10 protein-coding genes and 1 tRNA gene are annotated in these 14,276 nt (G+C 70.0%); 8 read left to right on the forward strand and 3 right to left on the reverse strand.

The window, feature by feature from the left end; translation table 11 throughout:
• Positions 1–81: 81 nt before the first annotated feature.
• Complete coding sequence (locus tag ACH4DX_RS27750) at positions 82–927, reverse strand: TauD/TfdA family dioxygenase (protein WP_398119572.1); 846 nt, start codon at positions 925–927, stop codon at positions 82–84.
• 10 nt (positions 928–937) lie between these two features.
• Positions 938–2,437 (reverse strand): 2,3-bisphosphoglycerate-independent phosphoglycerate mutase, encoded by a 1,500-nt coding sequence (gene gpmI / locus ACH4DX_RS27755; RefSeq protein ID WP_398157171.1) that lies wholly within the window; start codon positions 2,435–2,437, stop codon positions 938–940.
• Positions 2,438–2,897: 460 nt separating this feature from the next.
• Here gpmI and ACH4DX_RS27760 point away from each other — a divergent pair, with 460 nt between their 5' ends.
• From ACH4DX_RS27760 to ACH4DX_RS27770, 3 genes are read left to right on the forward strand one after another with little or no spacing between them, the layout of a single operon-like run.
• A complete protein-coding gene (locus ACH4DX_RS27760; protein WP_398119570.1) occupies positions 2,898–4,181 on the forward strand; it encodes a hypothetical protein in 1,284 nt (427 codons plus the stop codon).
• Between the two features lie 43 nt (positions 4,182–4,224).
• Positions 4,225–5,565 (forward strand): argininosuccinate synthase-related protein, encoded by a 1,341-nt coding sequence (locus ACH4DX_RS27765; protein WP_398157172.1) that lies wholly within the window; start codon positions 4,225–4,227, stop codon positions 5,563–5,565.
• The gene (locus ACH4DX_RS27770) at positions 5,559–7,265 is read left to right on the forward strand and encodes an acetyl-CoA carboxylase biotin carboxylase subunit family protein (protein WP_398157173.1); all 1,707 of its coding nucleotides are present in this window, start codon (positions 5,559–5,561) and stop codon (positions 7,263–7,265) included. Before ACH4DX_RS27765 ends, ACH4DX_RS27770 begins: the two co-directional genes overlap by 7 nt.
• Before the next feature lie 123 nt (positions 7,266–7,388).
• Here ACH4DX_RS27770 and ACH4DX_RS27775 read toward each other — a convergent pair.
• Positions 7,389–7,475 (reverse strand) — tRNA-Leu (locus ACH4DX_RS27775).
• Positions 7,476–7,952: 477 nt separating this feature from the next.
• Here ACH4DX_RS27775 and ACH4DX_RS27780 point away from each other — a divergent pair.
• The 5 genes from ACH4DX_RS27780 (at position 7,953) to ACH4DX_RS27800 (ending at position 14,113) form a co-directional block, all read left to right on the forward strand.
• Positions 7,953–8,843 (forward strand): FhaA domain-containing protein, encoded by an 891-nt coding sequence (locus ACH4DX_RS27780; RefSeq protein WP_398157174.1) that lies wholly within the window; start codon positions 7,953–7,955, stop codon positions 8,841–8,843.
• A 10-nt stretch (positions 8,844–8,853) separates the two neighbouring features.
• Entirely contained in the window at positions 8,854–9,363 is a 510-nt protein-coding gene (locus tag ACH4DX_RS27785; RefSeq protein ID WP_398119563.1) for an FHA domain-containing protein, read from the forward strand.
• A 75-nt stretch (positions 9,364–9,438) separates the two neighbouring features.
• Entirely contained in the window at positions 9,439–11,196 is a 1,758-nt protein-coding gene (locus ACH4DX_RS27790) for a Stp1/IreP family PP2C-type Ser/Thr phosphatase (RefSeq protein WP_398157175.1), read from the forward strand.
• A 26-nt stretch (positions 11,197–11,222) separates the two neighbouring features.
• Entirely contained in the window at positions 11,223–12,653 is a 1,431-nt protein-coding gene (locus ACH4DX_RS27795; protein ID WP_398157176.1) for an FtsW/RodA/SpoVE family cell cycle protein, read from the forward strand.
• On the forward strand, positions 12,650–14,113 hold the full coding sequence (locus ACH4DX_RS27800) for a peptidoglycan D,D-transpeptidase FtsI family protein (RefSeq protein ID WP_398119557.1): 1,464 nt from the start codon (positions 12,650–12,652) through the stop codon (positions 14,111–14,113). Before ACH4DX_RS27795 ends, ACH4DX_RS27800 begins: the two co-directional genes overlap by 4 nt.
• Positions 14,114–14,276 lie beyond the last annotated feature (163 nt).

The following is a 14,276-nucleotide window of genomic DNA, read 5'->3' on the forward strand; positions in this document are numbered from 1 at the left end:
CGGTGAACGGCGAAGAAGCGAGCGGACGGCGGAGGTCGCCGCGGTGGTGCCCCGGCGGCGACGGTAGAGCGGGACGTCGGGCTAGGAGACGTCGGCGGCGATCCACGTGCGCAGCATCAGCCGCTGGTGGCCCTGGTCGCTGTCCTGGAACTCCACCCTGCCGTGCAGGGTCCACCGGTTGTCGATGAAGATCATCTCGCCTTCCCCGAGCCGGTCCTGCGACCGCAGCTCCGGGTCGTCGAGCAGGGCGTCGAACTGGTCGAACGCCTCGATCTGGGCTTCGGTCAGGGGCGGGACGCCGTCCCCGCGGTGCCCGATCTCGATGTACTCGCGCAGGTAGTGCACGCGGTCCCGGCCGTCGTCGGAGTGCTCCAGGACGGGGCGCAGGACCGTGCGGGCCGCGCCAGGGGTGTCGTCGCGGGTGTCGAAGTACACGGGCCTGCGCAGCGTGTCGAGCACGTCGGGCCGGTCGCTCAGGCGCGCCACGACGTCGGCGAGCCGGACGAGCACGAGGTCACCGCCGACGGCGGCCTGGTGCACGCAGGCGAGGGCGAAGTAGTCCGGCACGTCGGTGGGCCGGTGCGGGGAGTCGGTGTGCAGGCTGCCGCCGGTGCGGGAGTCGGAGTAGCGTCCCGTGGCGCCCTCGCCGAGCTTGACGCCCCGGTAGCGGACCTCGCGCAGCAGGGTTCCCTTGCTGTCCTGCGGGACGAGGTCGCCGAGGGCCGCGGAGGCGGTGACGGCGAACTGCCGGTACTCCTCCTCGTCGAAGTGGGCGAGGCCGGTCAGGACGAAGAAGCCGGGGTCGCCCTCCAGGCAGCGGCGGGCGTGGGGCAGGAGTTCGGCACGCAGTTCTTCGCGCGTAGCGCCCTTGCGCAGCCGCTCGGGCAGCTCGAAGCGCACCGGGTCGAAGGCGTGGTGCGTGGTCATGTGGGGTCCTTCACAGAACTCGGCCGGACATGGCCGCGGGCGGCTCGATGCCCAGGAGGTGGAGACAGGTCGGCGCGATGTCCCTGAGGTCTCCGGACGGTGCGAGCGCACGGTCCGCGCCCAGCACCCACAGGGGTACGGGGCTCGAGGTGTGCCGGGTGCTCGGCGTGGTGCCGTCGGCCTCGCGCATGGACTCGCCGTTGCCGTGGTCGGCGGTGACCACCAGGTACGCGCCGTGTTCGGCGGCGGCCCCGGCGATGTCCCGCAGACAGGCGTCGACCACTTCGGCCGCCTGCCGCACGGCGTCGTAGTTGCCGGTGTGCCCGACCGTGTCGATGTTGGCGATGTTGGCGACCAGGAACTGCGCCTCGCCCGAACGGAGTTCGCCGATCAGCCGTGCGGTGATCTCCCGCGCGGACATCTCGGGGGCCAGGTCGAAGCTCGGCACGTCGGTCCTGCTGGCCACCATGATGTGCCGCTCGCCCGGCTGGCGTTGCTGCGTGTAGCCGTTCAGGAGGTAGGTGACGTGCCCGTACTTCTCCCGCTCGGCGATGTGCACCTGGGCGAGTCCGGCCGCGGCGACCGCCTGGGCCAGGGTGCCGTCCACGTGCTCCTGGTCGAAGACCACGGTCGCGGGGATGTCGTCGCTGTACCGGGTCATCGTGGTCAGCGGGCGTCCGGTCGCGGCCAGGGCGGTGGCGAGCTGGCGCAGCCCGTCGGGGCGGAAGTTCGTCATGACGATCTCGTCGCCGGGCGCGATGCGGGGCGCGTCCAGGACGATCGGCGGCAGGTGCTCGTCCGTGACGTCCGCGGCGTAGTGCTCCGCGACCGCCGCCCGCCAGTCCCGTGTCGTGCCCGGTGCCGTCGCCGGCGCCTCGCCGTCGTCCGCGCTCTCGCCCGTCAGGGCCGCCACGACACTCGCCGTGCGGTCCGCGCGGCCCGAGCGGTCCATGGCGAGCTTCCGCCCGACCACCGTGGCGAGCCGCGCGCCCTTCTCCTCCAGTCGTACGAGGTCGCTGAGGGCGGTGCGGGCGGGTACGTCACGTCCGTCGCTGACGGCGTGCACATACGTGCGGTCCGACCAGCCGTACTCCTCGGCCAGGTCGAGGACCGCGCCGATGTGGTCGATGTGCCCGTGGGCGCCGCCCTCGGAGGCGATGCCGATCACGTGCACCGCGGTGCCCGCCGCACGTGACCTGGCGAAGACGTCGACGAGGGCGGGACAGGCACGGAAACCGCCCTCGGTGACGGCCCGGCTGATCTTCACCGAAGCCTGTGCGACGGTGCGCCCGGTGCCGATGGTGAGGTGCCCGACTTCGGAGTTCCCCACTTGCCCGGACGGCAGTCCGACCACCGAACCCGAGGCTTCGAGAAGAGTCGGAGGCGTGTCCTCGGTCAGCCGGGAGATGAATGGAATATCTGCTTCCAGCAGTGGATTGTGGCTGCCTTCCGGAGCCCATCCCAGCCCGTCAAGCACCAGCAGCACAAGGCGCTGCTTAGTGTCACGCACCCGAACCCCCCGTTTCCGATCCGAAGCACCTGATCGAGTCGATCAAGATCGCAGCAAGCAGCTTCACTGAATGAACAGTGGGAGTCAAGGGGGTAACTTTGCGTTGTCAAACAAGTGAGCTAATGTCCAGTTTCGGACAGTTCAGACGTTTGCTTCTCAAAGGAGCCGATAGCGACTGACCACCGAATCCGGTTGCCGATCAATGGCCATTGACGTGCAATGTCAGCACCGCTTAGTGTGCGTCGTCGTTGTGATCAAACAGGCCGCCGACGGCCGAATCCACACCGAGCCTTCCGGCTTTCTGTGCACAGCGGAACGTGTGATTCCGGCGCAGTGCACCCACCCGTAAATGCGATCGGCGCACTTTGCCGCCCCGCATTTCCCAAGGCGTCCGCGCGCGGTTTTCCGCCGCATTCTCCGCCGATAATTTCCGGTGTCCCGAGTATCTCTAGGAGTTGCTTTGACAGCGCAGTCGAACGCCGACGTCGGGGAAGCCGGGACCATCGTCACCAGGCGCCTCGTCATCGCCGACATGGCCCACCAGTACTCGGTTACCCCGGTCGCCGACGCCCCGGCCCTGGTGGCGGAGCTGGCGGCCGAAGCCGGTGACGCCACCCGGGCCATGGAGTTCCTGCGCCCCGAGCACACCGCGTCACAGGCCCTCACGGTGGTCCGGGCGACGGGACAGGAACGGCCGCTCAGCCCGCCCGCCGCCCCCCTGCCGACCTGGTCCTGCACCCACTTCCCGGCTGATTTCACCGCCTATCTGGGCCGTGTCCTCACGACGGAAGGCGGAATTCCGGATTCTGCCGACGCCACCCTTTCCGCGCTCGGCCCCCTGCTGCTCCTGCGCACGCACACGGCCGCTTCGGGACCCTTCACCGAAGTCCTGATATGCGCCCGGTACCGCACGAACGGCACCCTGTTCGTGCGGACGGCACGATTCGAGCACGCAACCGACATCGGCCTCGCCGACCTGGTGGCCCGCGCTCTCGAGTACCGCACCGAGCTCCAGGACCACATGCGGATCGAGAGCAACGCCCATATCAACTGCGAAGAGGACATCGAGATCGAGCAGAAGGTCACCCTGCTCGACGAAGCCTCCATTTGGTCCCTCACCAAGGACATGTGGACCGCCGTGGAAGCGGGCGACTTCCCCGGCTTCATCACGTACCCCGGTTACGAACTGACCCGCTGGCATTTCGTGCAGCACAACTTCGAGGTCACCGGGCCCGCCGACGAAGTGGGCCACTACGCCTTCCAGGAGAACCCCGGAAACCGCTACCAGCTCAAGATGAAGAAGTTCCCCGCCGACGCCCTGCGCCGCGAGGAGACCTTCCGCAAGGGCGTCGAGGTTCCCGGTGGCGACTTCGACGCGTACCTGTCCCGGGAGTTCCCGGCACTGGGCTTCCGGCGCCTTCCGAGCTTCCGGCGCACCCGCTTCGACGTGAACGTGCACTCCCTGGCGACCGGCCACGGCTTCGGCATCGAGACGGACGAGGTGACCGTCGACGCGGCCGGCGGGCGCAAGCTGCGCCAGGTCGAGATGGAGTACCTGGAGACCTACCGGCACGAGGGACTCGACGCCACCACCATCGACGACGAGATGGAGCGGCTCACCCGCCTGGTGGAGGCCCACCTCGCCAAGGCCGGTATCGCCTCCGAGCGCAACCACTACTCGAAGCTCTCGTTCCTGCGGGACTGCGTGGCGGCCGGCGCACCGGTCCCGCCGCCCGCCTCCTAGCCCTGCCCGGCTGGACGATTCTGGACGATTAAGGACGTACGGCGTGAAGACAAGCCGACGGGGCATCCGCTCCTTCCGCGACATCACCCAGGGCGATGTCGACCTGCGGCGCCCCATCGTGACGCTGTTCAGCGGCGGCCTGGACAGCAGCTACCTGCTGTACCGGCTCGTGCAGGCGGGGGCCACCGATGTGCACGCCCTCAGCGTGGCGGTGGGCGGCGACGAGGAGCGGTCCCACATCGAGCGGATCACGACCGCGCTCGGGGTGCGCCTGCACCTGGTGGACGGCAGGGCCGCGTTCGTCGAGGAGTTCGTACGGCCCGCGATCACCGCACACGCCGTGTACCTGGACACGCACCCCGTCAGCTCCACCCTCAGCCGCCCGCTGATCGCCCGCGTCGCCACCGAGGTGGCCGGGGACCTCGGCGCCGGGGTGATCCTGCACACCGCCAACCGCTCGCAGAACAGCCTGCGCAGACTGAACGGCGCCCTGGAACAGCTGGGCTTCGACGGGCACTTCGGCAGCCCCTACGACCTGGACCCCGTGGACCGGGAGCGGAAGATCAAGGAGCTGCGGCACATCGGCCTCGACGAGATGGCCGAACGTTCGGCCAGCGGCGACTCCAACCTGTGGTGCCGCGAGTTCGAGTCCGGCATCCTCGACGACCCCGAGGACCACGCCGTACCCGAGTCCTTCTACCGGTGGAGCGCACGGCCGTCACCGGAGGCCGCCGGGCCCCGGAGCCTGACGGTGGCCTTCCGTTCGGGCCTGCCGGTGGCCGTCGACGGGGAAGAACTCTCCCTGACCGACGTCATCGCCCGCCTGAACACGGCCGTCGGCGCCCACGGCCTCGGCCGGTACACGGGCCTCGAGCACCTGCCCGGCGGCAGCAAGGTCCTGGAGGTGCGCGAGATGCCGGCGGCCTGGCTGCTGCTCGCCTCGCGCCGCCACCTGGAGACCGCGGTGCTCGACGCCGAGGTGCTCAGGGAGAAGCTGCACATGGAGCAGCTCTGGGTCAGGGAGGCGCTGGAAGGGCGCTGGTTCGGCGAACTCCGCGCCGCCTGCCAGGCGTTCGTCACCGAGGCCGTGGCGCCCGTCACCGGCTCGGTGACCTGGCGGCTCGACGGCGCGAGGACCGCGACCACCGCGATCGTCGCGGACGCCCCCCGTTACGTACGCGACCGGGAGCACTGGGAGCAGACCTCCATCAGGGACGAGCTGTCGCACCTGGGCGAGGGCTCGCACCCGGGCGAGGGCTCGCAGGCCGCGTACACCTCGTACGCCTCGTACGCCGCAGACGTCACCGACATCGCGGGCATCGCCGGAATCACGGACATCGCCGACGACACCGCATACACCGCAGACAGGGACATGCAGTGGTAGACCCCGCAGAAACCCCCACCCATCTCGACCCGGCCGCCAGCCCCGCCCACCCGGACCGGCGCCTCGTCCTCATCGACGCGAGCGTGGCCGCGGCACGCACCGCGCACTCCCTGCCGTACCAGACGTTCTTCGTGCAGCGCCCCGGCGCGCCCGTACAGGACCTGGTCGACGACCACTCCGGCTACTACACCGTGGACTTCGCGGCGGACGGCGCGGCGGACGGCGCCGGGGACCCGGTCCCCCAGGCGTTCACCGACTTCGTGACGCGGGTGCTGCGGCCCCTCGCGCCCATGGCGGTGGTCGGTCTGTCCCCGGCGGGGCAGCGGGCCGCGGCGGTGGCGAACTCCCTGCTCGGGACGGCCGGTGTCCCCGCCGAGGACCTGGAGCGCCTGACGGAGCCGACACCGGCCCCCGCGCCGCCCTCCGACCCGGCTGTCCCGGCCGCCCCGGCCGCCCCGGCCTTCCTGCCCGGCGGCACCGGGACCCGGACGCCGAAGCCCGGTGCCCTGTTCATCAACCACCACTCGTACGCGCACTTCCACCGCGGCGGCCGCCACTTCCTGCCGATGTCGGAGCTGGACGTCCACCTGGCGACCCGCAACCAGTTCCACGGGGGCGTGCGCGGGCTCGCGCAGAACCCCGTCGCGCAGGTCGCGATGTGCGACCCGGAGGAGGAGGACCGCTGGCGCGCCGTCTGCGAGTGGACGCTGCGCAACCGGCCCGTCGGCCGGGTCATCGCCGTGCACGAGCGCGCGGTGCTGCTCGCGGCGGAGCTGCGCTCGAAGTTCGGGCTGCCGGGGATGGACTTCGAGACGGCGACCCTCTTCCGCGACAAACTGCGGATGAAGGAGGCGGTGCGCGCCTCCGGGGCGGCCGTGGTGCCCGACTTCTCCGCGCTCGACAGCCCGGCCGACCTCCTGAACGTGGACTGGAGCACCGGTCGCAAGGTCATCAAGAGCCGCTGGGGCCTGGCGGCCAAGGACCTGTTCATGGTCGACACCCTCGACGAGGCCCGCGACGTCGTCGCGCGCCTCGACCTGTCCGGTGCGCACTACGGCATCGAGGAGTTCGTCACCGGCCGGATCTACCACTGCGACTCCGTGGTGCGGGACGGTGAGATCCGCTTCAGCAGCGTCGGCCGCTATCTGACCGACCCGGCCGGGTACCGGCCCGGCGGGATCTTCGGCACCGTCCTGGTGCGCGAGGGCGAGCTGGCGAAGCGCATCACCGAACTCAGCGCCTCCGTGCTCTCCGCGCTCGGGATCAAGGACGGCACCACGCATCTGGAGCTGTTCCACACGCCCGCCGACGAACTGATCTTCTGCGAGGTGGCGGGCCGCCCGCCCGGCGGCATCATCCCGCCGGTCATCGAGTGGCAGTACGGCTTCAACATCGTGGAGGCGCAGATCCGCCTCGACGCGGGCCTCGATGTCTCCCTGGGCACGGACCCGGCGGCACCGGGCGGCGGGACCTGTGGCTTCCTCGCGTTCTACCCGGGCGGCGGCGAGAGCCGCGCCATCGCCCCCGCGCGCCTCGCGGAGCTGGGCGTCGTCGAGCACATCGCGACCAAGGGCGCGGGCAACGGCCGCGGTGGCGTCCGCCACTCGACGGACTTCCTCGACTCCTACGTGATCAAGGCTCCGGACGACGACGCGCTGCTGCGGCGGATCGACGACATCCAGGACGAGTACCGGCGGTGAACGGCCCCGGGGCGGCGTCGCACGGCGGCGCCGCCCCACCCGGGCATGACATAGGTCACAGCGACCGACACGCCCAACGCGAAACGGCCGCCATCGTGGATCACGATGACGACCGTTTCGTCGTGGTGCGCGAGGGGGGAGTTGAACCCCCACGCCCTTTCGGGCACTGGAACCTGAATCCAGCGCGTCTGCCTATTCCGCCACCCGCGCATGGGTGTTGTCCTTGGGTCTCTCACTGCGTGGTGCGAGCGCCTGCCGACATCCAGAAGATTAGCACGCTGGAGAGGATGGATTCACATCCGTGTGCGGGGGCACCTGCGTGGGGACCGGGGCGGCCGCCGGGGGCGGCTCCGGGCACGGCGGCGGAGTACGCCACCCGGACGAGGGCGGGACGAGTTCCGGCCGAACCCCCCGCCCGAGGCAACCGGGCCGCCCGTCAAGTCCTCCTCCCAGGTCCACAGCCGGGTGCGGGACACTGTCGTCGGACCCCCTCTACGATCCCTGTCGAAGGGGAACCCGGAGGATCGTCGAAGAGGGGACCCGGAGGATCGCGGAAGACCGGTGCGGGCAGGCCTTGTGAGAGGCGACACTCGTGGTCTGGGCGGACAGGGGGAACCACCTGATTTCCCGGCGCGTGGATACGATCAGTAAGCAGTACGAGGATGACAACGACGGAGGAGGTGCCTCATGGGAGTCCTGAAGAAGTTCGAGCAGCGACTCGAAGGTCTGGTCAACGGCACCTTCGCCAAGGTCTTCAAGTCCGAGGTCCAGCCCGTCGAGATCGCCGGCGCCCTCCAGCGTGAGTGCGACAACAACGCGACGATCTGGAACCGCGAGCGGACCGTGGTGCCGAACGACTTCATCGTGGAGCTCAGCACGCCCGACTTCGAGCGACTGAGCCCGTACTCCGGACAGCTCGGCGACGAGCTCTCCGGCATGGTGCGCGAGTACGCGAAACAGCAGCGCTACAGCTTCATGGGGCCCATCAAGGTGCACCTGGAGAAGGCGGAGGACCTGGACACGGGCCTCTACCGGGTGCGCAGCCGCACGCTCGCCTCCAGCACCTCACAGACTCCCGAGCGCGCTCCCGGCGGCCCCGCGGGCCCCGGCGGCCCCCCCGCTCCGGCCGGCGGCGGCCCCACGAGCGCGGGCCGGGCCCCCGGCGGCTTCGGCCCCCCGCAGGGCCCTTCGGGCGCACCTCCCATGCCCGCCGCACCGCCTCCCGGGGCGGGTGCGGGCCGCGGCGCGGGGCAGGCGCCGGGCAGACCGCCGGGCCCCGGCGCGGGCGCGGGAGCGCAGGTGCGGCGCTGGATCGAGATCAACGGCAACCGCCATCAGATCTCCCGCCCGACGCTGGTGCTGGGCCGCAGCACCGACGCCGATGTGCGGATCGACGACCCCGGCGTCTCGCGCCGGCACTGTGAGATCCGGACCGGAACGCCCTCGACGATCCAGGATCTCGGGTCCACCAACGGCATCGTGGTGGACGGGCAGCACACCACCCGCGCTACGCTCCGCGACGGCTCGCGGATCGTCGTGGGCAGCACCACCATCATTTACCGGCAAGCCGAAGGGTGAAGCGGGGGCAATGTCAGAGCTGACCCTGACGGTCATGCGGCTGGGTTTCCTGGCCGTTCTGTGGCTGTTCGTGATCGTGGCCGTCCAGGTCATCCGCAGCGACCTGTTCGGTACGCGGGTCACCCAGCGCGGCGCGCGCCGCGAGGGCGCCGGGCGGGCCGCGGCCCGCCAGCAGGCCGCGCCGCCGCCACAGCGCCAGCAGGGCGGCGGCCGCCAGCGGCGCGGCGCCCCCACCAAGCTGGTCGTCTCGGAGGGCACCCTCACGGGTACCACCGTCGCCCTCCAGGGCCAGACGATCTCCCTCGGCCGGGCGCACGACTCGACCATCGTCCTCGACGACGACTACGCATCGAGCAGGCATGCCAGGATCTACCCGGACCGTGACGGCCAGTGGATCGTCGAGGATCTCGGGTCCACCAACGGCACGTATCTCGACCGGACCCGCCTGACCACCCCGACGCCCGTTCCCCTCGGCGCGCCGATCCGCATCGGCAAGACCGTCATCGAGCTGCGGAAGTAGTACGAAAATGAGCGAGCGGAGCGAGCGAGCCGACGCGGTCCAGGACTTGGACGCCAGCGCGCTCCCGACCGGAGGGTGGGCACCGTGCGGATGTACCCGGAGCCGACGGGCGAGGTGCGCATGAGTCTGTCACTGCGCTTCGCCGCCGGATCGCACAAAGGCATGATCCGGGAGGGGAACGAGGACTCCGGCTACGCGGGTCCGCGCCTCCTCGCCATCGCCGACGGCATGGGGGGCCAGGCGGCGGGCGAGGTCGCGAGCTCCGAGGTGATCTCGACACTCGTCACGCTCGACGACGACGTACCGGGCTCGGACATCCTCACCTCGCTCGGCACGGCCGTGCAGCGGGCCAACGACCAGCTGCGGCTCATGGTCGAGGAGGACCCGCAGCTCGAGGGCATGGGCACGACGCTCACGGCGCTGCTGTGGACCGGCCGGCGCCTCGGCCTCGTACACGTCGGCGACTCGCGCGCCTACCTGCTGCGCGACGGCGTGCTCACGCAGATCACGCAGGACCACACCTGGGTGCAGCGGCTCGTGGACGAGGGCCGCATCACCGAGGAGGAGGCGACGACGCATCCGCAGCGCTCGCTCCTGATGCGCGCGCTCGGCAGCGGCGACCACGTCGAGCCGGATCTGTCCATCCGTGAAGTCCGCGCGGGCGACCGGTACTTGATCTGCTCCGACGGCCTGTCCGGCGTCGTGTCCCACCAGACGATGGAGGACACCCTCGCCAGCTACCAGGGCCCCCAGGAGACCGTGCAGGAGCTGATCCAGCTCGCCCTGCGCGGCGGCGGCCCCGACAACATCACGGTGATCGTCGCCGACGTCCTCGACATCGACACCGGCGACACCCTCGCGGGCCGGCTGTCCGACACCCCCGTGGTGGTCGGCGCGGTCGCAGAGAACCAGCTCCAGGCGAACGACGACGGCGCCATGCAGACACCCGCGGGCCGCGCGTCGGGCCTCGGCCGCCAGGCCCCGCCCCCCTCCGGCGGCGGCTTCGGCCCGCCCGGCAGCGGTGACGGCACCCCCGGGTACGACCCGGAGGGCGGCTCCTTCGGGGCGTACGGCGACGAGGACCTGATGAAGCCCGGCGGCGGCCGCAAGTGGCTGAAGAGATCCCTGTACACGGCGCTCGCCCTCGCCGTCATCGGCGGCGGCCTGTACGGCGGCTACCGCTGGACGCAGACGCAGTACTACGTCGGCACCAAGGACGAGCACGTCGCGCTCTACCGCGGCATCGACCAGGACCTCGCGTGGGTGAGCCTGTCGAAGGTCGAGAAGGACCACCCCGAGATCGAACTCAAGTACCTGCCGCCGTACCAGCGCAAGCAGGTCGAGTCCACGATCTCCGAAGGCAACCTCGACGACGCCGAGAAGAAGATCGGCGAGCTCGGCCTCCAGGCCTCGGCCTGCAAGAAGGACGCCGAGCGGCGCGAGATGGAGCGGGCGGACCGCGAGCGCGAAGAGCGCGAGAAGAAGGAACGCGACAAGGACAAGCGCGACGGTGCGCCCGGCGCGGGCGGAGCGGGCACGGGCGGCTCCGGCGGCCAGGAGCGGCAGGGGGAGTTCCCCGAGAACGCCGGCAGCTCCAAGCCCGACTTCCGCAGCGCGAACTTCGCCACCGCGGTCGGCACGCCCGCCACCTCCGTCACCTCGGCCGGCCTCGCCACATCCGTCGCCTCTGTCACCTCTGTCACCGACGAGAACCAGAACGACAAGAACACCCAGGACGCCACGTCCAAGTCCACCGCCGCACCGACTCCCACACCCGGCCCCAGCCTCTCCGAGCAGGAGAAGGATCTGGTCCCGCAGTGCGGTAAGCAGTAAGCAGCCGTTGGGGGCCCTTGCACGCCATGAGCAGTAGTAGCAATTCACACACGTCGACGATCGGCGCCATCGGAGCGCCGAGCCGGCGCAACACCGAGCTCGCGCTCCTGGTGTTCGCCGTCGTCATCCCGCTGTTCGCCTACATGAACGTGGGCCTCGCCATCTCCGGCGAGCTGCCGCCCGGCATGCTCGGCTACGGCCTGGGACTCGGCCTGCTCGCGGGCGTCGCGCACCTGGTGGTGCGCAAGTTCGCACCGTACGCGGACCCGCTGCTGCTGCCCCTGGCCACGCTGCTCAACGGCCTCGGGCTCGTGGTCATCTGGCGGCTCGACCAGTCGGAGCGGTTGCAGCAGCTGGGCAAGGCCTCCTTCGGGGCGTACAACGCGGCGGCTCCCAAGCAGCTGCTGTACTCAGCGATCGGCATCGCCCTGTTCGTCGCCGTGATGATGCTCCTGAAGGACCACCGCGTCCTCCAGCGGTACACGTACATCTCGATGATCGCCGCCATGGGCCTGCTGCTGCTCCCGCTCGTGCCGGGCCTCGGCAAGAACATCTACGGCGCCAAGATCTGGATCCAGGTCGGCGGGTTCTCCATCCAACCGGCGGAGTTCGCGAAGATCGTCATCGCGGTGTTCTTCGCCGGGTACCTGATGGTGAAACGGGACGCCCTCGCCCTGGCCAGCCGCCGCTTCATGGGCCTGTACCTGCCGCGCGGCCGTGACCTCGGGCCGATCCTGGCCGTGTGGGCCATGTCGATCCTGATCCTGGTCTTCGAGACCGACCTCGGTACCTCGCTGCTGTTCTTCGGCATGTTCATCGTCATGCTGTACGTGGCCACGGAGCGCACCAGCTGGATCGTGTTCGGCCTGCTGATGTCGGCCGTCGGCGCCGTCACCGTGGCCTCGTTCGAGCCGCACGTGAAGGTGCGTGTGGACGCCTGGCTCGACCCCTTCTCCATCGAGGTCATCAACCAGACGGGGACCGACCAGATCGCCCAGTCGATGATGGCGTTCGGCTCCGGCGGCACCCTCGGCACCGGGCTCGGCCAGGGCAACTCCGACCTGATCGGCTTCGCCGCCAACTCCGACTTCATCCTCGCCACCTACGGCGAGGAGCTGGGCCTCGCCGGGGTCATGGCCGTCCTGCTGATCTACGGTCTGATCGTGGAGCGCGGTGTCCGCACGGCCCTCGCGGCCCGCGACCCGTTCGGCAAGCTGCTCGCGGTGGGCCTGTCCGGCGCCTTCGCCATCCAGGTCTTCGTCGTCGCGGGCGGCGTCATGGGCCTGATCCCGCTGACGGGCATGACGATGCCGTTCATCGCGTACGGCGGTTCGTCGGTGATCGCCAACTGGGCCCTGGTCGGCATCCTGCTGCGCATCAGCGACACCGCGCGCCGCCCGGCCCCGTCGCCCGCCCCGAACCCCGACGCCGAGATGACCCAGGTGGTAAGGCCGTGAACAAGCCCCTGCGCCGCATCGCGATCTTCTGTGGCCTGCTCGTCCTCGCGCTGCTCATCCGGGACAACTGGCTCCAGTACGTCCAGGCCGACAAGCTCGCCGAGCACAAGATGAACCGCCGCGTGCCCATCGAGCGGTACGCCCAGCCGCGCGGCGACATCATCGTCGACGGCAAGGCCGTCACCGGCTCCAAGAAGGTCGACGGCGGCGACTTCAAGTACAAGCGGACGTACAAGGACGGGCCCATGTGGTCGCCCGTCACCGGCTTCGCCTCGCAGCGCATCGGCGCCAACCAGATCGAGAGCATCGAGGACGGGATCCTCACCGGCAAGGACGACCGGCTCTTCTTCCGCCGCAGCCTCGACATGCTGACCGGCAAGAAGAAGGAGGGCGGCAATGTCGTCACGACCCTCAACCGGGACGCGCAGAAGGCCGCGTACGACGGCCTGAAGAGCAAGGGCAAGGGCGCCGTCGCCGCGATCGACCCCTCGACCGGTGCGATCCTGGCGCTCGCCTCCACGCCCTCGTACGACCCCTCCAGCTTCGCCGGCAACTTCAACAAGGACGCCGAGACCTTCGGGAAGCTGGACAAGGACCCCGACAAGCCGATGCTGAACCGCGCGCTGCGCGAGACCTACCCGCCCGGCTCCACCTTCAAGGTGGTCACGGCCGCGGCGGCGATGGAGCACGGCCTGTACACCGACATCGACGCCAAGACGCGCTCGCCGCTGCCGTGGACGATGCCGAACACCACCACGCCGCTGAAGAACGAGGGCAACATCCCCTGCAAGAACGCCACGCTGCGCGAGGCGCTGCGGGTGTCCTGCAACACCGTCTTCGGCAAGATCGGCTCGGACCTCGGCAAGGACAAGATGCTGGAGACGTCCGAGAAGTTCGGCTTCAACGAGCAGCAGTTCGTGCCGGTCCGCTCCAACGCCTCCACCTTCCCCAAGGAGATGGACCGGCCGCAGACCGCGCTGTCCTCCATCGGCCAGTTCGAGACCGCCGCGACGCCGTTGCAGATGGCGATGGTGACCTCCGCGATCGCAAACGACGGCACGCTGATGGAGCCGTACATGGTCAAGGAGCTCCAGGCGCCGAACCTCGACGTGATCGAGAAGCACTCGCCCAAGGAGATGAGCGAGCCGCTGTCCAAGGAGAACGCGCAGAAGCTCCAGGACATGATGCAGACCGTGGTGAACGAGGGCACGGGAACCAGGGCCAAGATCCCCGGCGTCACCGTGGGCGGCAAGACCGGTACGGCGCAGCACGGCCTGAACAACAGCAAGAACCCGTACGCCTGGTTCATCAGCTATGCGAAGACCGACTCGGGCTCCCCGGTCGCGGTGGCCGTGGTCGTCGAGGACAGCGGGGCCTCCCGTGACGACATCTCCGGCGGCGGTCTCGCGGCACCGATCGCCAGGGACGTGATGAAGGCGGTTCTCGACAGCAAGAAGTGACCCCGGTCACGGCCCCTTCGCATCGGTGCACGTTGCGATACCGGTCCTGTATCGGCTGACGGTTGCGGCCGGGACACGTAGGGCGAGCCGGGTACGGTATGCCGGACAGCACACCGCCGGACCGCGCAACACGGTGCGGTCGGGGACCGACGGAGAGGGCTGG

The organism is Streptomyces sp. NPDC017940 (assembly GCF_044328435.1).
Lineage (GTDB): Bacteria > Actinomycetota > Actinomycetes > Streptomycetales > Streptomycetaceae > Streptomyces.